Source organism: Paracoccus pacificus (genome assembly GCF_042680785.1).
Classification (GTDB): domain Bacteria; phylum Pseudomonadota; class Alphaproteobacteria; order Rhodobacterales; family Rhodobacteraceae; genus Paracoccus; species Paracoccus pacificus.
In genome coordinates this window covers 86,827-106,984 of the sequence record NZ_JBHUEN010000043.1, presented here as the reverse complement: position 1 = coordinate 106,984, position 20,158 = coordinate 86,827, and the positions used below count along the sequence as shown (strand labels likewise).

20 protein-coding genes are annotated in these 20,158 nt (G+C 65.2%); 3 read left to right on the top strand and 17 right to left on the bottom strand.

What is annotated here, in order from left to right; translation table 11 throughout:
* Window positions 1-50: 50 nt before the first annotated feature.
* The 9 genes from ACFSCT_RS12970 to coxB form a co-directional block, all read right to left on the bottom strand.
* A complete protein-coding gene (locus tag ACFSCT_RS12970; protein WP_379143367.1) occupies window positions 51-635 on the bottom strand; it encodes a GNAT family N-acetyltransferase in 585 nt (194 codons plus the stop codon).
* On the bottom strand, window positions 635-1,897 hold the full coding sequence (locus ACFSCT_RS12965; protein WP_379143365.1) for a M16 family metallopeptidase: 1,263 nt from the start codon (window positions 1,895-1,897) through the stop codon (window positions 635-637). The genes ACFSCT_RS12970 and ACFSCT_RS12965 overlap by 1 nt, the downstream gene beginning before the upstream one ends.
* Window positions 1,894-3,285, bottom strand: a complete 1,392-nt coding sequence (gene thrC, locus ACFSCT_RS12960; protein WP_379143364.1) for a threonine synthase — start codon at window positions 3,283-3,285, stop codon at window positions 1,894-1,896. Before thrC ends, ACFSCT_RS12965 begins: the two co-directional genes overlap by 4 nt.
* 9 nt (window positions 3,286-3,294) lie before the next feature.
* A complete protein-coding gene (locus tag ACFSCT_RS12955; protein WP_379143363.1) occupies window positions 3,295-3,966 on the bottom strand; it encodes an SURF1 family protein in 672 nt (223 codons plus the stop codon).
* A 189-nt stretch (window positions 3,967-4,155) separates the two neighbouring features.
* Window positions 4,156-4,989, bottom strand: coding sequence for a cytochrome c oxidase subunit 3 (locus ACFSCT_RS12950; RefSeq protein ID WP_379143362.1), 834 nt, complete (start codon window positions 4,987-4,989; stop codon window positions 4,156-4,158).
* 32 nt (window positions 4,990-5,021) lie between these two features.
* Window positions 5,022-5,606, bottom strand: coding sequence for a cytochrome c oxidase assembly protein (locus ACFSCT_RS12945; RefSeq protein WP_379143360.1), 585 nt, complete (start codon window positions 5,604-5,606; stop codon window positions 5,022-5,024).
* Window positions 5,603-5,908, bottom strand: a complete 306-nt coding sequence (locus tag ACFSCT_RS12940; RefSeq protein ID WP_379143358.1) for a hypothetical protein — start codon at window positions 5,906-5,908, stop codon at window positions 5,603-5,605. The genes ACFSCT_RS12945 and ACFSCT_RS12940 overlap by 4 nt, the downstream gene beginning before the upstream one ends.
* Entirely contained in the window at window positions 5,905-6,843 is a 939-nt protein-coding gene (cyoE, locus tag ACFSCT_RS12935) for a heme o synthase (RefSeq protein ID WP_379143356.1), read from the bottom strand. The genes ACFSCT_RS12940 and cyoE overlap by 4 nt, the downstream gene beginning before the upstream one ends.
* Before the next feature lie 9 nt (window positions 6,844-6,852).
* Window positions 6,853-7,692, bottom strand: coding sequence for a cytochrome c oxidase subunit II (coxB, locus tag ACFSCT_RS12930; protein WP_379144373.1), 840 nt, complete (start codon window positions 7,690-7,692; stop codon window positions 6,853-6,855).
* Window positions 7,693-7,900: 208 nt separating this feature from the next.
* Here coxB and tldD point away from each other — a divergent pair, with 208 nt between their 5' ends.
* The gene (tldD, locus tag ACFSCT_RS12925; RefSeq protein ID WP_379143354.1) at window positions 7,901-9,370 is read left to right on the top strand and encodes a metalloprotease TldD; all 1,470 of its coding nucleotides are present in this window, start codon (window positions 7,901-7,903) and stop codon (window positions 9,368-9,370) included.
* Window positions 9,371-9,463: 93 nt separating this feature from the next.
* Entirely contained in the window at window positions 9,464-10,603 is a 1,140-nt protein-coding gene (dprA, locus tag ACFSCT_RS12920) for a DNA-processing protein DprA (protein WP_379143353.1), read from the top strand.
* 92 nt (window positions 10,604-10,695) lie between these two features.
* Here dprA and uvrC read toward each other — a convergent pair whose 3' ends face one another.
* Complete coding sequence (gene uvrC, locus ACFSCT_RS12915; protein ID WP_379143352.1) at window positions 10,696-12,555, bottom strand: excinuclease ABC subunit UvrC; 1,860 nt, start codon at window positions 12,553-12,555, stop codon at window positions 10,696-10,698.
* Between uvrC and ACFSCT_RS12910 the strand changes: the two genes are divergently transcribed.
* Window positions 12,457-12,786 (top strand): hypothetical protein, encoded by a 330-nt coding sequence (locus tag ACFSCT_RS12910; RefSeq protein WP_379144415.1) that lies wholly within the window; start codon window positions 12,457-12,459, stop codon window positions 12,784-12,786. The two genes, uvrC and ACFSCT_RS12910, sit on opposite strands and share 99 nt — an antisense overlap.
* Before the next feature lie 314 nt (window positions 12,787-13,100).
* Here ACFSCT_RS12910 and ACFSCT_RS12905 read toward each other — a convergent pair whose 3' ends face one another.
* The 7 genes from ACFSCT_RS12905 to ACFSCT_RS12875 are packed head-to-tail and all read right to left on the bottom strand — an operon-like array spanning window position 13,101 to window position 20,147.
* Entirely contained in the window at window positions 13,101-13,262 is a 162-nt protein-coding gene (locus ACFSCT_RS12905; RefSeq protein WP_379143350.1) for a hypothetical protein, read from the bottom strand.
* Window positions 13,262-14,065: a S49 family peptidase gene (locus ACFSCT_RS12900; RefSeq protein WP_379143348.1), complete on the bottom strand. Its 804-nt coding sequence runs from the start codon at window positions 14,063-14,065 to the stop codon at window positions 13,262-13,264. Before ACFSCT_RS12900 ends, ACFSCT_RS12905 begins: the two co-directional genes overlap by 1 nt.
* 46 nt (window positions 14,066-14,111) lie before the next feature.
* Window positions 14,112-14,393 (bottom strand): formate dehydrogenase subunit delta, encoded by a 282-nt coding sequence (locus ACFSCT_RS12895; RefSeq protein ID WP_379143346.1) that lies wholly within the window; start codon window positions 14,391-14,393, stop codon window positions 14,112-14,114.
* Between the two features lie 11 nt (window positions 14,394-14,404).
* Window positions 14,405-15,220: a formate dehydrogenase accessory sulfurtransferase FdhD gene (fdhD, locus tag ACFSCT_RS12890; protein ID WP_379143344.1), complete on the bottom strand. Its 816-nt coding sequence runs from the start codon at window positions 15,218-15,220 to the stop codon at window positions 14,405-14,407.
* 45 nt (window positions 15,221-15,265) lie between these two features.
* Window positions 15,266-18,142, bottom strand: coding sequence for a formate dehydrogenase subunit alpha (gene fdhF / locus ACFSCT_RS12885; protein ID WP_379143342.1), 2,877 nt, complete (start codon window positions 18,140-18,142; stop codon window positions 15,266-15,268).
* Window positions 18,139-19,677 carry an NADH-ubiquinone oxidoreductase-F iron-sulfur binding region domain-containing protein gene (locus ACFSCT_RS12880; protein WP_379143341.1) on the bottom strand — a complete coding sequence of 513 codons (1,539 nt, stop codon included), beginning with the start codon at window positions 19,675-19,677 and terminating at the stop codon, window positions 18,139-18,141. The genes fdhF and ACFSCT_RS12880 overlap by 4 nt, the downstream gene beginning before the upstream one ends.
* The gene (locus ACFSCT_RS12875; RefSeq protein ID WP_379144371.1) at window positions 19,677-20,147 is read right to left on the bottom strand and encodes a formate dehydrogenase subunit gamma; all 471 of its coding nucleotides are present in this window, start codon (window positions 20,145-20,147) and stop codon (window positions 19,677-19,679) included. Before ACFSCT_RS12875 ends, ACFSCT_RS12880 begins: the two co-directional genes overlap by 1 nt.
* Window positions 20,148-20,158: the final 11 nt, after the last annotated feature.

Genomic DNA, 20,158 nt, shown 5'->3' with positions numbered 1-20,158 from the left:
CTTGGTTAAAAGCGGCGGGGGTTACAAGCGGCGGGGTCGGGTTCAGCGTGTCAGCGCACGTCGGTGCGGCCACGGCGGTCAGTGCGCAGATTGGCGTAAAGAACGTGGTTGCGCCAGCGCCCGTTGATCTGAAGATAGCTTTGCGCAACGCCCTCGTATTTGAAACCCGACCGTTCCAGCACGCCGCGCGAGGCCGCGTTTTCCGGCAGGCAGGCGGCCTCCAGCCGACTGAGGTCCATCTGTGAAAACGCGTGGACGGCCAGCGCCCCGATCGCTTCGCGCATATAGCCCTGTCGCGCATGGGGCTGGCCGATCCAGTAGCCCAGCGTACCCGACTGCGCCGGGCCGCGGCGGATGTTGTCCAGCGTGATCCCCCCCAGAAGCGTGCCATCGCGGCGCACCAGAAACAACGGCAGCGCGTTGCCCGCCCGGCTGGCGCGGGCGGCCCAGTAAACCCGGTGGGTAAAGGATTTGCGGGTCAGGTGATCGGCGGCCCAGACCGGTTCCCAAGGGCCAAGAAAGCCCCGGCTAAGCGCCCGAAGCTCGGTCCAGGCGTTGAAATCCGAATGCTCCGGCAGGCGCAGCACCATCCGTTCGGTTTCAAGTCGGACGGGACGGCGACGGCTGAAGAACATCAGGCGGCAAGCCGTTCCGCCAGCGCATCGCGCGAAGGCGCGCGCCGGATCGGGCCGTAAAGCGCCAGCGCGGGGCGGGCGCGCTGGATCAGGCGGCGGGCGTGATCCTGAACCGCCGCGACGTCCACCGCCTCGATCCGCGCCGCAACCTCGGCCAGATCGGGCACCCGGCCCCAGATTGCCAAGGCGCGCGCCATCCGTTCCGCCTGCGCGGACGGGCTTTCCAGCCCCATCAACAGACCGGCGCGGATCTGGGTGCGGGCCCGTTCGACCTCGGCGGCGGTCATGTCCTCGGCCGAGCGGCGGATCTCGTCAATGGTCAGCGCGGCCAGTTCGGCGACATCGGTTTCGCCGGTGCCGGCATAGATGGTGACCATGCCGGTATCGTCGTGGAACCCCGACTGCGCAAAGATCGAATAGCACAGCCCCCGCTCTTCGCGCATTTTCTGGAACAGACGCGAGGACATGCCCCCGCCCAGGGCCGAGGTCCAGACCTGCGTGATATAGAACTCGGGGTCATTATAGCCGGGCCCCTCGAAAGCCAGCGCGAAATGAGCCTGTTCCAGCTTTTTCTGGCGCCGCTGCTCGGTGCCTTTCCAGCGGGCCGGTTGCCGCGGCGTGGTGCCGAGAGGGGTCAGATGGCCGAAAATCTGTTCGGCGTGGCGGACGATAGCGTCGTGATCGACGGCGCCGGCAGCCGAAAGGATGATGTGCTCGGGGCCGTAATGTTCGCTGACGAACCGCACCAGATCCTCGCGCCCGAAGGCCGAGACCCGTTCAGCCGGGCCAAGGATCGTCCGGCCAAGCGCCTGATCGGGATAGGCGGCCTCTTGCAGCCAGTCAAAGATCACATCGTCCGGGGTGTCCAGCGACTGGCCGATTTCGGACAGGATCACGCCGCGTTCGATTTCGATCTCGCGCATCTCGAAGGTCGGGTTCAGCACGATATCGCCCAGCACATCCAGCGCCAGCGCCACATCGCCCGACAGGACCCGCGCGTAATAGGCCGTCACATCGCGTGAGGTATAGGCGTTCAGATAGCCGCCCACATCCTCGATCGCCTCGGCGATTTGCAGGGCGCTGCGGCGTTTGGTGCCTTTGAAGGCCATATGTTCCAGAAAATGCGCGATGCCGTTCTGTTCCAGCCGCTCATCCCGGCCGCCCGCCGAAACCCACAGCCCGATGGAAACCGAGTGAAGGCCGTCCATCCGCCGGGTGACGATGCGCAGGCCATTGGACAGGGTGGTCAGTTCGACGCTCATGCTGCTCTCCGTTCAAGAATCAGCGACTTAAGCGCGGCGGCGTCGTTTTCAACCCGGGTGATACGCTCGGGCTGGTCGAACAGGGCCTTCATATGCGGCGGCAGATCGGGGCGGCGGCCCATCGCGGCTTCGACCGCGTCGGGGAATTTCGCCGGATGGGCGGTGGCCAGCGTGATCATCGGAACGGCGGGGTCCAGATGTTCGGCCGCGACCTTGATCGCGACGGCGCTATGCGGGCAGACGACCTCGCCGGTTTCGGCGAATGTGGCGCGAATGGTCGCCTCGGTCTCGGCCTCGGAGGCACGGCCCGAGGCGAAGGTCTCGCGCAGCGCCTGAAGCGCCCCCTGACTGATCGTGAAGCCGCCGGTGGTCCTCAGCTCGTCCATCACCTGACGGACAGGCGCGGGATCGCCACCATAAGCCAGATACAGCGCCCGTTCAAAGTTGGAGCTGACCTGAATATCCATCGACGGGCTGATCGAGGGCTGGACCCCGGTCATGCGGTATTCGCCGGTTTCCAGCGCGCGGTGCAGGATGTCGTTCTGATTGGTCGCCACCACCAGCCGCCGGATCGGCAGCCCCATCCGGCGCGCGATCTCGCCCGCGAAGATGTCGCCGAAATTGCCGGTGGGCACGGTGAAATCGACCTCACGATCGGGCGCGCCAAGGCTGACCGCGCTGGTGAAATAATAGACCACCTGCGCCAGCACCCGCGCCCAGTTGATCGAATTCACCCCCGCAAGCCCGACCCGGTCGCGGAAATCATGGTCGTTGAACAGATCCTTCAGCCGCGCCTGACAATCGTCGAAATCACCGGTCAGTGCCAGCGCATGCACATTGGTATCATCGGGCGTGGTCATCTGGCGGCGCTGCACCTCGCTGACCCGGCCATGCGGGTAAAGGATGAACACATCGACGTTCGGCAAACCCCGAAACGCCTCGATCGCGGCCGAGCCGGTATCGCCCGAGGTCGCGCCGACGATGGTGATGCGCTGGCCGCTGCGGGTCAGCGCAATGCGGAACAACTGGCCGATCAGTTGCATCGCGAAATCCTTGAACGCCAGCGTCGGGCCGTGGAACAGCTCAAGCAGGAAATGCCCCGGCTGAAGCTGGGTCAGCGGCGCGCGGGCCACATGGCCAAAGTCGCGATAGGCGTTTCCGATCGCCGACTGAAGTTCGGTCTCGGAAAAACTGTCGCCGATGAAGGGACGGATGATCCGCAGCGCGGCCTGTTCATAGGAAAGGCCGTTCAGGTCACGGATCTGGTCGGCCGTCAGCACCGGGACCTCTTGCGGCAGATACAAGCCGCCATCCCGTGCCAGCCCCGTCATCATCGCCTGTTCGAAATCGAGAACAGGGGCGGCGCCACGGGTCGAGATATACTGCATCGAAGATCCCTAGTATTGTTTGCGCCTGATACGCCAGATCAACCCGACTGTCATCCCCGCCCAGACGGCGGCAAGCATGAACCATGTGACGGCATATTCCAGATGATTGTTGGGAATCCCCTCAACGCCCAGCGGCACGGGGGTGATGCCCTGTGTGTCACCGCGAATCTCGGCCGCGACGACCATGATCGGTTCGGTTCCCAGCGCCCGCGCCATCGCCGGGACGTCGCGCGCGAACCAGATATTCTCATCCAGATTGGGATCGGGCGTGGTCGAGGATTTTTCGGCCGGCCAATGCAGATTGCCGACCACCGTCAGCGCCACCGGCGGCCGCTTTTCGCGGCGGTGATCCTCGGGCAGGAAGCCGCGGTCAAGAAGGATGCGCGGCCCGTCATCGGTATCGAAGGCGGTGATGACCTGATAGCCGCCGCCGGTTTCGCGGCTGCCGCTGACCACCATGATCTCGGGGCCCGAGGTGGTGCCGTTGACCCAGACCGGATCATATTTCATCGACGGATCGACCTGCGCGGGAAGCGGCACCGGGGCGGCGTCGATGCGGGACTGCATCTCGGCCAGCATGGATTCCTTCCACGCCAGCCGCTTGATCTGCCAGACGCCCAGACCGATCAGAATGGCGCAGCCGACGATACCGAATATCAGAGGAGCCCAGATTCGCCGCATCTCAGACCGTCGCAGCCATCTGATTGGCCGCGCGGCGCGCAACCATCGCAGCGGTTCTTGCGGCGGGGTCCCGGTCGAAGGCCCGGCGGTTTTGGCACCCAGTCAGCAGCATCACGTCATTCCCGTTCAAAATGAAAACGCGCGAGGCTGCGACGCCCCGCGCGTCCGAATTTTCCGGCAGGCCGGGGATCAGCTGCCCCAGATATAGACCACGGCGAACAGGAACAGCCAGACCACGTCGACAAAGTGCCAGTACCAGGCCGCCGCCTCGAACCCGACATGTTCTTTCGGGGTCATCTGGCCGTTCATGCCGCGCAGCAGACAGACGATCAGAAAGATCGTCCCGATGATCACGTGCAGACCGTGGAACCCGGTCGCCATGAAAAAGACGTCCCAGTAAAGGTTGGTCCCGAAGCCGCCCGGCGCGTGGCTGTATTCGTAAGCCTGAAGCGCGGTGAAGAACATGCCAAGCACGACCGCCACGGCCAGACCACGGATAAAGGTCTTGCGGTCATTGTCGTGGACCAGCGCATAATGCGCCCAGGTCACCGCCACACCCGAAAGCAGCAGCACCAGCGTGTTGATGATCGGCAGGTTCCACGGGTCGAACGGAACCGTGCCCGCCGGCGGCCAGATGCCGTCCTTGAGCGGGCTTTCCGGCCCCATCGGGTACATCGCGTTCTTGAAGAACAGCCAGAACCATGCGGCGAAGAACATCACCTCGGAGATGATGAACAGCAGCATGCCGTAGCGCAGACCGATGCGGACGACCGGGGTGTGATCGCCGACCTCGCCTTCGTGGACGACATCGCTCCACCACGCGAACATGGTGAACAGAACGCCCAGCAGGCCGACCAGAAACAGCCACGGCCCCGAGGCGGGTATGAAGCCCAGAAAGCTGATGCCGTCGGTTTTCATCCAGGCGACGGCGCCGGACAGCATCACAAAGGCCGAAACCGCCCCGACAAAGGGCCAAACCGAGGGGTGCAGGATGTGATAATCGTGATTTTTGGTATGCGCCATGTCTGTCCCCGGCTGTATGTTCCTGGCTGGTCTTAGTTGTAGGTTGCTGTCGGCTTGACGTCCAGCGCGGCTTGGCTGCTGGCCGGCTTTTCAAACAGATGGAATGTATAAGACAAGGTGATGTCGCGAATGCCGCGCGCATCCGCATCGTTGACGATTTCAGGATCGACGAAGAAGCTGACCGGCATGTCCACGCGCTGACGCGGCTTCAGCGTCTGCTCGGTAAAGCAGAAACAGTCGATCTTGTCGAAATATCCGCCGGCCTGATCCGGCGCGACATTATAGGACGCCCGGCCGGTCAGCGGCTCGTCAGTCAGATTGACGGCCTCGTAAAAGGCCAGCCCGGTTTCACCGATCCGGACCTTCATCGACTGCTGCATCGGGCGGAAGGTCCAGCGCAGATCGCCGTCGATATTGGCGTCGAACCGCACCGTCACATATTCGTCCAGGATCTTGTCGGATGCGGTATCGACCCGCTGCGGTGTCCCGGCAAAGCCGGTGACCTTGCAGAACCAGTTATAGAACGGCACCGCCGCCCAGGCCCCCGCGCCCATCAGCACGACGACGGCCAAAAGCCAGACCACGGTCCGCCGGTTTCGGGCGTTGTCAGCGCTCATTGCGGCGTCCCCGATGCTTGCGGAGCCCCTGAAGCTGGCGGTGTCTGTGTGGCAGCCCCGGGTGCCACGGCGCCGGGTGCCGCATTCTTCGGCGGCGGCAATCCGTCCATACGCATCAGCTTGGGCCCGCCTTCGGTTTCGGCCCGGTGGTCGAACCCTTCCATCTTGTCGCCGCCGCTGATCTTGACCACGGTCAGACCGAAAACCAGCGCCACGAACGCCAGCAGCACGACCAGCAGCCCCATGTTGCGGCCAAAGCGGCGGCGGTGAAGCTCGTGTTCGCGATTGAACGCCATGCTCATGACAACAGCCCATATGCGCCAAGGCTGTGCTGCACCATCAACGCGGCGAAAAGCGCGAACAGATAGACCAGCGACAGCGTGAAGAAGGATTTTTCGACCTTGTGGCGGTCGGCTTCGGATTCGGCGTCGGTCCGGCGCAGGATTCGCCAGCCGCCGAAAATGAACATCGCGTTCAGGACGGCCGCCACCGCCCAATAGACCGGCCCGCCGACCGAGGTCAGGCCAAGCGCCGCGGCGAACACCGCCAGCACCAGCGTATAGACGAAGATATGGATACGGGTGACGCGCCGGCCGTGGGTGACGGTCAGCATCGGCACGCCGGCGTTGGAATAATCCGCCTTGGTGAACAGCGCCAGCGCCCAGAAATGCGGTGGCGTCCAGAAGAAGATCACCGCGAACATCAAAAGCGATTCGATGCTGATCCCGCCGGTGGCGCAGGCCCAGCCGATCATCGGCGGAAATGCCCCCGCCGCGCCGCCGATGACGATATTCTGCGGCGTCCAGCGTTTCAGCAGGATCGTATAGACGACGGCGTAGAAGAAGATGGTGAAGGCCAGAAAGCCGGCTGCGAACCAGTTCGCGGCAAGGCCCAGCATCACCACCGAGATCAGCGACAGACCCAGCCCTAGGCCAAGCGCCTCGCCCGGCGCGATCCGACCCGCGGGCACCGGGCGCCCCCGTGTCCGTCGCATCAGCGCGTCGATATCCGCGTCGTACCACATGTTCAGCGCGCCCGAGGCACCGCCGCCAAGCGCGATGAACAGGATCGCGCAAAACGCCACGAAGGGATGCAGATGGACCGGCGCGACCCACATCCCCGCCATCGCCGTGAACACGACCAGCGACATCACGCGCGGCTTCAGCAGGGCGACGTAATCGCCGAATCCGGCCTCGCCCTGTTGCGCCTTGTCGTCGAATGCCGTCAGGTCGGTCATGTCAGGTCCTTAGTTCTGCGCAAGCTGTACGGGCTGCTTCGGCAGATAATCCGAAGCATCGGCCGCGAACTCGGTCTTGGCCGCCTGCAGCCACGCGTCGTATTTCTCTTGGCTGACGGCCTTGACCACGATGGGCATGAAGGCGTGGTCCTTGCCGCAGAGTTCCGAACACTGGCCGAAATAGACGCCTTCCTTGTCGACCGCGAACCAGGCCTGCGCGATGCGGCCCGGCACCGCGTCCTGCTTGATCGCGAAGGCCGGGATCGTCCACGAATGGATCACGTCGGCGCCGGTGATCTGCAGAAGGACCTTTTTGCCCACCGGCACGACCATCGGGTTGTCGGCGGCCAGAAGATGCTCGTCCTCGGAATAGCCGGCGGCGGCAAGCTCATCCTCGCCCAGCAGCAGCGCATCAAAGGCGATGCCGTCTTCGGGATACTCATAGGACCAGTACCACTGATGGCCGGTGACCTTGATGACGACATCGGGATCGTTCGGCATTTCCTGCGATTTGAACAGGATCGGCAGCGAGAACACACCGATGACGATCAGGATCACCACGGGGATCAGCGTCCAGGCGATTTCCAGCGGCGTGTTATGGGTGAACCGGGCCGGAACCGGGTTAGACCGGGCGTTGAAGCGCAGGATGACGATCAGCAACAGCGCCACGACAAGAAGCGTGATGGCACTGATGATGATCAGCGTCATGTGATCCAGCCATTGCTGGTCCTGCGCCAGACTTGTCGAGGCCGGCTGAAAACCGGTGCCGCCGTCCTTGGGCTTGCCGATGACGGGCAGTCCGCTCAGCACATCCTTTGTGGCGCTTTGTGCGTAAACCGTCGTCGCCATGACGGTGGTTGCGAAGAAAGCTGCCCCTGCCGTCAACGTGCGGCGCATTGTTGTAAATGCCATCATTCTATTCCGTTTGCCCCTTGGTCGTGGTGCCAGTCATGCGGTGCCGCCCAGGCGCGCGCCCGAGGCCCCGCCCCTTTCCCATTGCCATGGGGCATTTTACAACCACATTAGAGCGCAGGCGACAAGTGATAGCGACGTCGCCATGACCGATTTGACCCCAATTCAGGTGCTCGCCGTGACACAGATAACACCCCGTAACCGTTTTTCGCCCTTTGACGACCATCTCGATCGGGCCGAGGCGCTTGCGATTTTGCGTGCGGCGCTGGCCGGTGCCGACGACGGAGAGTTGTTTCTGGAGCGGAGTCTGAACGAAACGCTGGTGTTTGACGATGGGCGGCTCAAATCGGCCGGCTACAACGCCGGTCAGGGCTTTGGGCTGCGCGCCGTCGCGGGCGAGGTAACGGGATATGCGCATGCGACCGAGATCAGTGTGCCCGCGCTGCAACGCGCCGCCGAAACCGCACGGCTCGCCGTCGGCAATGGCGGCGGTCAGTTGGCTGCGGCCCCGGATCGCGGCGATCCGATGCGGCTTTATGCCGATGCCGACCCGGCCCAGACGGTCAGTTTCCCGGCCCGGATCGAATGCCTGCGAGAAATCGACGCCTACGCCCGCGCGCTCGATCCGCGCGTGGTGCAGGTCTCTGCCTCGATCGCCACGGCGCTTCAGGAAATCGCCATCCTGCGCCCCGAGGACGTGCTGACCTCGGACAGCCGCCCGATGTCGCGCATCAACGTCTCGGTCATCGTCGAGGGCAATTCGCGCCGCGAATCGGGCAATGCCGGCGGCGGCGGCCGGATCGCGCTGGACGGGCTGATTTCGGCCGAGCACTGGAAACCTCTGGTGGATGAGGCGCTGCGCATCGCGCTGGTCAACCTGCGCTCGGTCCCGGCCCCGGCGGGGGTGATGGATGTGGTGCTTGGCCCCGGCTGGCCCGGCATCCTGCTGCATGAGGCCGTGGGCCACGGGCTTGAAGGCGATTTCAACCGCAAGAAGACCTCGGCCTTCGCGGGGCTGGTCGGTCAGCGCGTCGCCGCGCCCGGTGTCACGGTGGTCGATGACGGCACGATCGCGGACCGGCGGGGCTCGATCAACGTCGATGACGAGGGCATGGCGCCCGGCCGCAACGTGCTGATCGAGGACGGGATTCTGGTCGGCTATATGCAGGACCGGCTGAACGCCCGGCTGATGGGCGTGCCCGCGACCGGGAACGGCCGCCGCGAAAGTTTCGCCCACGCGCCGATGCCGCGGATGACCAACACCTATATGCCCGGCGGCGACGCTGATCCCGCCGCGATTCTGGCCGATCTCAAGGACGGGATCTATGCGGTCGGCTTCGGCGGCGGTCAGGTCGATATCACCAACGGCAAGTTCGTGTTTTCCTGCACCGAGGCTTACCGGGTCAAAAACGGCAAGGTCGGCGACCCGATCCGGGGCGCCACATTGATCGGCGACGGGCCGACCGCGCTTCAGCATGTGCGGGCGGTGGGGAACGACATGCGGCTTGATCCCGGCATCGGCAACTGCGGCAAGCAGGGTCAATGGGTGCCGGTCGGGGTCGGTCAGCCGACGCTGATGATCGGCGGGCTGACGGTCGGCGGCTCGGCGGCCTAGGGATCGGCGGCATAGGGATCGGCCCGCGCTAACCGTTTATTAAGGTTTCGGTGGTTAGTCTCGGTTCAGGACGGATGGGCCGGGACGGATCAGATGCGACTGCTTTCCTTCAAGTCCCAAACCCCCGACTTGGGGACGGCGGGCGATGATCTGCTTTGGCTTCGGCTCATCCGATCCCGTCGGGTCGGACCGGCCACCTTCCACAAGCTGATGGCACAGAACGGCTCGGCGCCGGCGGCGTTCGAAGCTTTGCCCGAAATGGCACGCGCCGCCGGCATGAGCGATTACACCCCCTGCCCCGAAGGCGTGGCGGCGGCAGAATTGCGCGCCGGACGGCAGGCGGGCGCGACCCTGATCCGCTGGGATAGCCCGGATTATCCCGAACTGCTGCGCGAATTGCCCGATGCGCCTCCGGTGCTGTGGGTGCGCGGCCGGATCGAGGCGCTGGGGCGTCCCATGGTCGCCGTGGTGGGGGCGCGCAATGCCTCGTCGCTTGGGCTGCGGATGGCGGCGGGGCTGGCGGGTGGTCTTGCGCGGGCGGAAATATGTGTCGTCGCCGGTCTTGCGCGCGGCATCGACACCGCCGCCCACCGCGCCACGACGGATCACGGAACCATTGCGGTCATGGCCGGGGGCATCGACGTCATCTATCCGCCCGAGAACCGGGCGCTTGCCGATGCGATCTGCGAAACCGGGGCGCTGGTGACCGAACAGCCGCCGGGCACCGAACCGCAGGCCCGGCATTTCCCTCTGCGCAACCGCATCATCGCCGGCGTCGCCTGCGGCACAGTGGTGATCGAGGCCGCGCACCGATCAGGCAGCCTGATCACCGCCCGCCATGCGCTGGATCACGGGCGCGAGGTGATGGCCGTGCCCGGTCACCCCATGGATGCCCGTTCCGCCGGCACAAACGCCCTGATCCGTGACGGCGCGCGGCTTGTCAGAAACGCCGCCGACGTGATCGAGGCCTTGGGACACGCCGCGCCGCCGACCGCCACGGCCCCGATGGCCGAGGAACCACGGACACTGGCCCCGGAACAGCCCGGATCCGTCGCCGCGGCCGAAACCTCACCCGAAAAAATCCTCGAACGGCTCGGCGCCGCCCCGACCGAGGAATCGATGATCCTGCGCGACCTCGGCCTGACGCCGGCGGAACTCGCGCAGGCTCTGCTCAATCTCGAGCTTCAGGGACTGATCGAACGCTTGCCCGGCGCCCGGTTGATCAGAATCTAGCGCCTTACCCGACATCGTGGCATCTTCCTTGAACCAATATCCCACGGGGGTCCGGGGGTGTGAAACCCCCGGAGTCGTGCCCGACCCGACGCCTATCCCCGGTCGTTGAAATAATCGTGGATGGTCCGCGCCATCGCCTCGGAAATCCCGGGCGCCGCCTGCAAATCGGCCAGTCCCGCCCGGCTGACCGCCTTGGCCGAGCCGAAATGCGCCAAAAGCGCGCGTTTTCGCGAAGCGCCCACGCCCGGGATCTCGTCCAATGGCGAGGCCATGACCGATTTGGCGCGCTTGGCGCGGTGGGTGCCGATCGCCCAGCGATGCGCCTCGTCCCGCAGCCGCTGGATGAAATACAGCACCGGATCATTCATCGGCAGCGCGAACGGGCGTTTGCCGGGGCGGTAGAATTCTTCCTTGCCGTGATCCCGGTCCTGACCCTTGGCCACGCCGATGACCGGGATATCCTCGACCCCCAGATCGGCCATGATTTCAGACACGGCGCCGACCTGACCGGCGCCGCCGTCGATCAGCAGCAGGTCGGGCCAGGTATCGCCCTGTCGGTCGGGATCTTCCTTCAACAGCCGCGAAAACCGCCGCGTCAGCACCTCTTTCATCATCCCGAAATCGTCGCCGGGGGTTATCTCGGTGCCCTTGATGTTGAATTTGCGATACTGGCTTTTGATCCAGCCCTCGGGGCCCGCGACGACCATGCCGCCGACGGCGTTCGTGCCCTGAATATGGCTGTTATCGTAAATCTCGATCCGCTGCGGCGGCCCCGGCAGATCGAAGGCCTCGGCCAGACCGGCCAGCAGGCGTTGCTGGGTCGCGCTTTCCGACATCCGCCGCGCAAGGCTTTCGCGGGCGTTCCGGCGGGCATTCTCGACCAGTTCCGCCTTTTCGCCGCGACGCGGCACGCCGAGCGTCACCTTGCGCCCGGCCCGTTCGCTCAGCAGATTGCCGACCAGATCGGCATCCTCGGGCGCGTCGGACAACAGGATCAGCCGCGGCGGCACCTTGTCGTCATAGAACTGCGCCAGAAACGCCTCCATCACCTCGGCGGGTGATTCCGTCCCGCCCAGCCGGGGATAAAAGTCGCGGTTGCCCCAGCTTTGGTTGCCGCGAATGAAGAACACCTGAACGCAGGCCTGACCGCCGTCCATGTACAGCGCGACGACATCGGCCTCGGGCACCGTCTGGGGGTTGATGCCCTGACTGCTTTGCACGGCGGTCAGCGCCTTGATCCGGTCGCGCAGCGCGGCCGCGCGCTCATATTCCATCGCCTCGGCGGCCTGCGCCATCTCGCGCGCCAGATCGGCCTGAATGCGGGTGGTCCGGCCTTTCAGGAACTGCTCGGCATCCTCCACCAACGCCCGGTAATCCTCCAGATCGATCCGGCCGACGCAGGGCGCGCTGCACCGCTTGATCTGGTAAAGCAGGCAAGGCCGGGTGCGCGAAGCAAAGGTCGCATCCGTGCAGGAACGCAGAAGAAACACCCGCTGTAGCTGGTTCAGCGTGCGGTTGACCGCGCCGGCACTGGCGAAAGGTCCGTAGTAATCGCCAACCTCGGTTTTCGCGCCGCGGTGTTTCTTGATCTGCGCGAAGGGATGCGACTTGGCGACAAGGATGTTCGGAAAGGATTTGTCATCGCGCAGCAGCACGTTGTAGCGCGGTTTCAGCTGCTTGATCAGGTTCTGTTCCAGAAGCAGCGCCTCGGTCTCGGTGCGCGTGGTCAGGAACATCATGCTGGCGGTTTCGCGGATCATCCGTGCGATCCGCCCCGAATGCCCGGTCGGGCGGGCATAGTTCGACACCCGCGCCCGCAGGTTACGCGCCTTGCCGACGTAAAGGACCGCCCCTTGCGCGTTCAGCATCCGATAAACGCCGGGGCTCGAGTCAAGGCCGCGCAACTGGCTTTGGATCAGCGCGGTACCGGTGAGGGGGGGAGATTCTGTCATAACGGTGATTCTGGTGATCGCTGCAATCTTCTGCAAGCCGGCGCAACCCGAATCCTGTCCACGGAATCTGTGGATAAGTTTGCGGATAAGCCGAATCCTGATGCGGAATCCTTAAGAAATCCTCGCGCGCCGTTAAATTGCCTGTTTTTTGTGCAACTGTTAAGCCCATTGATTCTAAACGAAAAATTTTCTGATACAGACAACGGCCTGAATCTCAACGAAGATTCATGACGGGTTTGTTAAACTGCGGGCTCTGGTGGACAAGTGCGGGCTTTCCTTGCTGCACCGCGTCATTCCGCACCGCGGGATCGGCTATCGGCTGGCGCGGAAGGTGGCCGGCATCCACACGGATCAATCGCTTCGCCAGCGCCCGAACGGACCGGGGCCACGCCCCGCGGGCCTCGCGCTGCGGGAACCGAGCAGCACCGCGCGTTCCGTATCAGCAAGGCCGCGCGAACCGCAATCCCCGGGACGTCGGCGGCGAATATCATGGAAAGGCGGGCGGGCCGAATCCGATAAGCGGCCCCACGACCGGCGCCATACCCTTAGCGGTTGTCGCGCCTGCGGCTGATCCGGCTGATCCGCGCCGACGGCAGCGGCGGCACCGGCAGACCCAGCCAGCGCGCGATCAGGCGGCGGAAACCGGGTCCGGCGACAACCGCAATCCCCACCATCACCAAAAGAAATACGATCACGATCTTAAGCATCAGCTTCCCACCCCTGTCCGTTGCCAGACCGCCCGGTCCTCTGCCGCATCCAGCAGAGATTCGGCCGACAGGCCCAGACGCCCCAGAAGTGGACGCCGCATCCCGTATACCGCGAAATTCACATCTTTGCCGTGCAATTCTTTCATTTTCGGCACCAGATGCGCAATGCCGTCGGCCAGGCCGAGATCAATCGCCTGCCGCCCGGTCCAGATATCGCCGGTGAACAGGTCGCGATCGGTGGCGAGTTTGCCGCCGCGCCGCGACTGGACCTGCGCCTTGAACGCATCGTGGATCGGGTTAAGGATCGCTTGCAGCCGCGCGACATCCTCGGGCTTTTCGGGGCGAAACGGGTCCAGCATCGACTTGGACCGGCCGGCGGTGTGGACGCGGCGCTGGATGCCGTGGCGGGTGATGAAGTCGGACAGGCCGAACCCGGCCGAGATCACGCCGATGGACCCTAGGACCGAGCTTTCGTCGGCCCAGATATGATCGGCTGCGGTGGCCAGCCAATAGCCGCCCGAAGCCGCCACATCCTCGACAAAGGCATGCACGGGAACGCCACGCTCTTCGGACAGGCACCGGATGCGGGCGGCGATCAGGCTGGACTGCACGGGCGATCCGCCGGGCGAGTTCAGCGCGATCGCCACAGCCACCGGCTTTTTGCGGCGGAAGGCACGCTCGAGCACCGGGGCGAGCGTGGCGTCGGACAGCGCGGCGGAACCGCCCCTGCCCGGAATGCCGATGGTGCCTTGCAGGCGAATGACGGATACGGTCGGGTGACGATTCAAAAACGGGATGCGCATGTCTTTGCACATAGGACGCAGCCCCGAATCGCGCAAGCGACAGCGATCAGGAATCTGCGCCGTCGCCCCGCGCCGCGCCCTCATCCCGCGCCGCGCCGGGGGCACCGGAATCGGGTATGTCGATATAGGCGCCGGCCTGCACGACCAGCGGATCGGCGCCTTCTGCGCCCCGGCTCAGCAGATCCAGAAAATCCCGGCGCATCTGATAGGTCCAGTAATCGTTGATATGCGCCGCCACGCCTTTGGCCGCGTCGCTACCGGGCTGGCTGCGGAAGAAATCGGCCATCTGGTTCGCCATGCGGATCAGCTTGTCGTTCTGCATCGTCATTCCTTGATCCGTTATTCCTTGATCCGTTGCGGATGGGTGAAAAGCTCAAAATCGCCGCGTCTGGCGCGGGCGATCAGGGTGATGCCGGCGGCCTCGGCCCAGGCGATCGCCAGTTCGGTTGCGACACCTGCGCCGATCAGGACCGGGGCACCGATACGGGCGCATTTCTGGACCAGATCGACCGACAGGCGCGAGGACATGACCACGGCACCCGCGCCCCCGTCGCCGACGCCGTCGCCGACGCCATCGCGCGCAAGGGCGCCGGCGAGCTTGTCCAGCGCGTTATGCCGGCCCACATCTTCGCGCACCAAGGCCGGTTGCCCGGGTATCCACCAGCCCGCCGCATGGATGCCGGGGCGTTCGGCATTCAAGACCTGCCCGTCGGAAAGCGCCTGCATCGCCGGTCCGATCTGCTGCGGCGACAGGCTAAGACCGCCACGGACCCGCACCACCTCCGGCAAAGCCGCGCTGATGCTGTCGACGCCGCACAGACCGCAGCCGACCGGCCCGACCATGCTGCGCCGCCGCTCGGCCAGACGGGCGGCGTGACCGGGGGCCAGCCACAGCCGCGCCTCGGCGGCGGGGCCATGATCGGTATCAAGCCGGGCCTCCTCGAAGGCGGTGACCTCATCCGTTGACGCGATCACCCCCTCGGTCAGCGCGAAGCCAAGCGCGAAATCATGCAGATCGGCCGGCGTTGCCATCAGGACCGCCTGTGTCGCGCCGTCGATGACGATCGCGACCGGCCATTCGCGCGGGCAGTCCGGGGCGGCGTCATCCACCCAGTGCCCGGCCCGCCAACGCCGTGCGGGGGCGCGTCCAGCCACGTCCTTCACCGCCGATCCCCCATTCGGCCCCTCATCAGGCCACTCTCATTCTGCGGCGGGAAGCACCCGCCGCGCACGTTCGGTCAGGGCCGCGTATTCCGACTGCCATTCGGTCGGGCCGTTCGAGGCGCTGACCTGCACGGCGGTGACCTTGTATTCCGGGCAGTTCGTCGCCCAGTCCGAATTGTCGGTGGTCACGACATTGGCCTGGGTCTGGGGGTGGTGGAAGGTGGCATAAACCACCCCCGGCGCCACCCTTTCGGTGATTTTCGCCCGCAGCGAGGTCGCGCCCGCACGGCTGGCAAGCTGCACCCAATCGCCATCGCGCAGGCCCCGGTTCTCGGCATCCGACGGATGGATTTCCAGCACGTCCTCGGGGTGCCAGAGCGAATTCGCGGTGCGGCGTGTCTGGGCGCCGACGTTATACTGCGACAGTATCCGCCCGGTGGTCAGCAACAAGGGATAACGCGGGCCGGTGCGTTCGTCGGTCGCGACATATTCCGTGTGCACGAAATGGCCCTTGCCGCGCACGAAACCGTCCACATGCATGATCGGCGTGCCAAGGGGCGCCTTGGCGTTGCACGGCCATTGCACCGAACCCTCGCGATCCAGAAGGTCATAGCTGACGCCCGCGAAACTGGGCGTGGTCATGGCGATCTCATCCATGATCTCGGACGGATGGGTATAGTCCCAGCCGGCGCCCAGCGCATTGGCCAGCAACTGGGTGATTTCCCAGTCCGCATAACCGTTCTTGGGCGACATCACCCGGCGCACCATGTTGATCCGCCGTTCCGCATTGGTGAAGGTGCCGTCCTTTTCCAGAAAGCTCGACCCCGGCAGGAAGACATGGGCATAGTTCGCGGTCTCGTTCAGGAACAGGTCATGCACGATGACGCATTCCATGCTGGACAAGGCCTTGCTGACATGGCGCGTGTCGGGATCGGATTGCAGGATGTCCTCGCCCTGACAATAAAGCCCCTTGAAGCGGCCCTGAAGGGCGGCGTCGAACATGTTGGGGATGCGCAGGCCCGGTTCATCCGACAGCGGCACGCCCCATGCGGCTTCATAGATGCGCCGGGTTTCCGGGTCGGTCACGTGGCGATAACCGGGGTATTCATGCGGGAACGACCCCATGTCGCACGACCCCTGCACGTTGTTCTGGCCGCGGAGCGGGTTCACCCCGGTCCCCGGGCGCCCGATATTGCCGCACATCATGGCAAGGTTCGCGATCGCCATCACCGTGGTCGAGCCCTGCGAATGTTCGGTCACCCCCAGCCCGTAATAGATCGAGCCGTTGGGCGCCGCCGCATATTGCCGGGCCGCCTGCCGGATCAGATCGGCCGGCACGCCCGAGGTCTTTTCGACCTCTTCCGGGGCATGGCGCGGGTCCAGCAGGAACGCGCGGTAGGCGGCGAATTCGTCCCAGTCGCAGCGGGCGCGGATGAAGGCCTCGTCATAAAGCCCCTCGGCCGCGATCACATGGGCGATGGCGGTCAGCACCGCCACGTTCGTGCCGGGCCGCAGCGGCAGGTGCATCCCACCCGCCATATGCGGGCTTTCCAGAATGTCGATGCGGCGCGGATCAATGACGATGACCTTCGCGCCCTGCCGCATCCGGCGGCGCAGGCGGCTGGCAAAGACTGGGTGCCCATCGGTCGGGTTGGCGCCGATGATCAGCGCCAGATCGGTGTGCTCGACGCTGTCGAAATCATGCGTCCCGGCCGAGGTGCCGAACGTCGTCCGAAGCCCGTACCCGGTCGGCGAGTGGCAGACCCGGGCGCAGGTATCGGTATTGTTGTTGCCAAAGACCGCGCGGGCGAGCTTCTGGACCAGAAAGGTTTCCTCGTTGGTGCAGCGGCTGGAGGTGATGACCCCCACCGAATCGCGGCCATATTTGGCCTGAATGCCCCGCATCTTGTCGGCGGCAAAGCTGATCGCCTCGTCCCAGCCGACTTCGCGCCACGGATCCTCGATCCGGTCGCGGATCATCGGGTTCAGCACCCGGTCGGCATGGGTGGCATAGCCCCACGCGAACCGCCCCTTGATGCAGCTATGGCCGCGATTGGCCTTGCCGTCCTTGCTGGGCACCATCTTGACCACGGTTTCGCCACGCATATGGGCATCGAAGGAACAGCCCACGCCGCAATAGGCGCAGGTGGTCTTGACCACATGTTCCGGCGTGCCGGTCTGGATCACGGTGTTTTCCAGCAGCGCGTCGGTCGGGCAGGCCTGCACGCAGGCGCCGCAGCTTACGCAATCCGAGGACAGGAAATCATCGCTGGCCATCCCGGCCGAAACATGGCTGTCCCATCCCCGCCCGGCGATGGTCAGCGCAAACGTGCCCTGCACCTCCTCGCAGGCCCGCACGCAGCGCGAACAGACGATGCATTTCGAGGGATCGAAGGTGAAATAGGGGTTCGATGCGTCCAGCGGCAGGCCCTCGGCATTGCCGGGATAGCGCTGGTGGTTGCGCCCTTCGGTATAGCGCACATCGCGCAGGCCCACGGCCGAGGCGACCGCGTGCAGTTCCGAATCCGCCAGCGCATTGCATGCCAGCGCATCGCGCGGATAGTCGGACATATACAGTTCGACCACGCCGCGGCGGATGCGGCTGATCGCGTCGGTCTGGGTGTGGACGACCATGCCCTCGGCGACGGGTGTGGTGCAACTGGCGGGCGTGCCGCGCATGCCCTCGATCTCGACCACACAGACCCGGCACGACCCGAACGCCTCAAGATTGTCGCTGGCGCACAGCTTGGGGATAGTGATCCCGGCCTCGGCCGCCGCGCGCAGAACCGAGGTGCCTGTCGGGACCGTTACCGACAGCCCGTCGACGCTCAGCGTGACGTGCTGATCGGAACGGATCGCGGGTGTGCCCATGTCGCGGGACCAGTCTTTCGGGGGGATGATGAAATCTTTCATTCTGCTGCCTCCATCCGCCGGCGTCTGTCAAAGCCGCTGCGGTCGGTGAAATCATCCGGGAAATGGGTCAGGGCGGACATCACCGGATAGGGCGCGAAGCCGCCGAGGGCGCAAAGACTGCCCCATTTCATCGTGTTGCAAAGATCGGTGAGGATCGCGACCGCCTCGGTTTCCCCGGCGGCGATCCGGTCGATGGTCTCGATGCCGCGGATGCTGCCGATCCGGCAGGGCGTGCATTTGCCGCAGCTTTCGACCGCACAGAACTCCATCGCGAAACGGGCCAGTTCCAGCATGTCGGCGGTGTCGTCAAAGACCACGATCCCGGCATGACCCAGAAGCCCCTCCTTGCCGGCCAGCTCCTCATAGCCGAAGGGCGTGTCGAACTGGTCGGGGGGAATATAGGCGCCCAGCGGACCGCCGACCTGCACCGCCTTGACCGGGCGGCCGCTGGCCGTGCCGCCGCCGATCTCGTTCACGATCTGGCCAAGCGTCATGCCGAAAGGCGCCTCGTACAGCCCCGCATAGCGGACGTTCCCGGCGATCTGGATCGGCATGGTGCCCTTGGACCGGCCGATGCCCAGATCCGCATAGGCGGCGGCGCCATTGGCCATGATCCACGGCACCGCCGCCAGCGACAGCACGTTGTTGACCACCGTCGGCCGTCCCAGAAAACCCTGCAATGCCGGCAGCGGCGGTTTGGCGCGGACGACGCCGCGCCTACCTTCAAGGCTGTTTAGAAGGCTGGTTTCCTCGCCGCAGACATAGGCGCCCGCGCCGACCCGCACCTCCATGTCAAAGGCCGTATCGCCGTCCGGCGACCGGTCCAGCAACCCGTTCTGCCGCGCGATGCGTATGGCGCTTTCCATGGCGCGGATCGCGTCGGGGTATTCGCTGCGGATATAGACATAGCCTTGCGCGGCCCCGACGGCGAAAGCCGCGATCGCCATCCCCTCGATCAGGCAGAAGGGATCGCCCTCCATCAGCATGCGGTCGGCGAATGTGCCGCTGTCGCCCTCATCCGCGTTGCAGATGACATATTTCCGCGCCGCCTTGGCCCCGGCCACGGTTTTCCACTTTATCCCGGTCGGAAAACCGGCGCCGCCGCGGCCGCGCAAACCGGAATCGGTGACCATCTGAACCGTCGCCGCCGGCCCCGCCGCGCGTGCGGCCCGCAGCCCGGCCATACCGCCGTTCGCTTCATATTCCGCGAAGGAAAGCGGATCGGTAAGGCCGACACGGGCAAAGGTCAGGCGCTGTTGGTCGCGTATCCACGGGATGTCGTCGACCGGCCCCAAAGCCAGTGATCCGCCATCCCATAATTGCCCCACATCCGCGGGCGTCATCGGCCCGAAGCCATGGCGGGCGCCGTCGCGCTCGACCTCGACCAACGGCTCCAGCCAGATCATGCCCCGCGTCCCGTTGCGGACGATTTCGACGGTTTCGCCGCGCCGCTCGGCCTCGGCCAGAACGGCGGCAGCAACCGCGTCGGCGCCAAGGGCGCGGGCGGCTGCGTCGATGGGTACCCAGATCCGCATCAGCGTCCCTCCTGCGCCATGGCCACCAGATCGGCCGCATCCGCCCGTCCGATCAGCCGGTCACCCAGCTGCGCCGAGGGCGCGCAGGCGCAAAGCCCAAGGCAGAACACCGGCTCGAGCGTGATCCGCCCGTCGGCGGTGGTCTGATGCCAGTCGATCCCCAGCGCCTTCCGGACCTGGGCGGCAAGCTGATCGGCACCCATGGACTTGCAGGCCTCGGCGCGGCACAGGCGCAGGACATGGGCGCCGGCGGGCTCGGCGCGAAAATCGTGATAGAACGTGACGACGCCATGAACCTCGGCCCGGGTCATGCCAAGCGCCACCGCTATGCGCGGCTGCACCGGCTCGGGGATGAACCCGTATTCGGCCTGAATGTCGTGCAGAATCGGCAAAAGCGGACCTTCGCGCCCGGCGTGGGTCGCGATGATTTCATTCAGACGCGCGGCCATCTCGGGGTCGATCGGCGGCATCGCGGCCTGAG

Excerpts from the sequence above, each read along its gene's own strand:
- ACFSCT_RS12970 (WP_379143367.1), bottom strand. The coding sequence starts at position 635 with ATGTTCTTCAGCCGTCGCCGTCCCGTCCGACTTGAAACCGAACGGATG.
- ACFSCT_RS12965 (WP_379143365.1), bottom strand. The coding sequence starts at position 1,897 with ATGAGCGTCGAACTGACCACCCTGTCCAATGGCCTGCGCATCGTCACC.
- thrC (WP_379143364.1), bottom strand. The coding sequence starts at position 3,285 with ATGCAGTATATCTCGACCCGTGGCGCCGCCCCTGTTCTCGATTTCGAA.
- ACFSCT_RS12955 (WP_379143363.1), bottom strand. The coding sequence starts at position 3,966 with ATGCGGCGAATCTGGGCTCCTCTGATATTCGGTATCGTCGGCTGCGCC.
- ACFSCT_RS12950 (WP_379143362.1), bottom strand. The coding sequence starts at position 4,989 with ATGGCGCATACCAAAAATCACGATTATCACATCCTGCACCCCTCGGTT.
- ACFSCT_RS12945 (WP_379143360.1), bottom strand. The coding sequence starts at position 5,606 with ATGAGCGCTGACAACGCCCGAAACCGGCGGACCGTGGTCTGGCTTTTG.
- ACFSCT_RS12940 (WP_379143358.1), bottom strand. The coding sequence starts at position 5,908 with ATGAGCATGGCGTTCAATCGCGAACACGAGCTTCACCGCCGCCGCTTT.
- cyoE (WP_379143356.1), bottom strand. The coding sequence starts at position 6,843 with ATGACCGACCTGACGGCATTCGACGACAAGGCGCAACAGGGCGAGGCC.
- coxB (WP_379144373.1), bottom strand. The coding sequence starts at position 7,692 with ATGGCGACGACGGTTTACGCACAAAGCGCCACAAAGGATGTGCTGAGC.
- tldD (WP_379143354.1), top strand. The coding sequence starts at position 7,901 with ATGACCGATTTGACCCCAATTCAGGTGCTCGCCGTGACACAGATAACA.
- dprA (WP_379143353.1), top strand. The coding sequence starts at position 9,464 with ATGCGACTGCTTTCCTTCAAGTCCCAAACCCCCGACTTGGGGACGGCG.
- uvrC (WP_379143352.1), bottom strand. The coding sequence starts at position 12,555 with ATGACAGAATCTCCCCCCCTCACCGGTACCGCGCTGATCCAAAGCCAG.
- ACFSCT_RS12905 (WP_379143350.1), bottom strand. The coding sequence starts at position 13,262 with ATGCTTAAGATCGTGATCGTATTTCTTTTGGTGATGGTGGGGATTGCG.
- ACFSCT_RS12900 (WP_379143348.1), bottom strand. The coding sequence starts at position 14,065 with ATGCGCATCCCGTTTTTGAATCGTCACCCGACCGTATCCGTCATTCGC.
- ACFSCT_RS12895 (WP_379143346.1), bottom strand. The coding sequence starts at position 14,393 with ATGACGATGCAGAACGACAAGCTGATCCGCATGGCGAACCAGATGGCC.
- fdhF (WP_379143342.1), bottom strand. The coding sequence starts at position 18,142 with ATGAAAGATTTCATCATCCCCCCGAAAGACTGGTCCCGCGACATGGGC.
- ACFSCT_RS12880 (WP_379143341.1), bottom strand. The coding sequence starts at position 19,677 with ATGCGGATCTGGGTACCCATCGACGCAGCCGCCCGCGCCCTTGGCGCC.
- ACFSCT_RS12875 (WP_379144371.1), bottom strand. The coding sequence starts at position 20,147 with ATGCCGCCGATCGACCCCGAGATGGCCGCGCGTCTGAATGAAATCATC.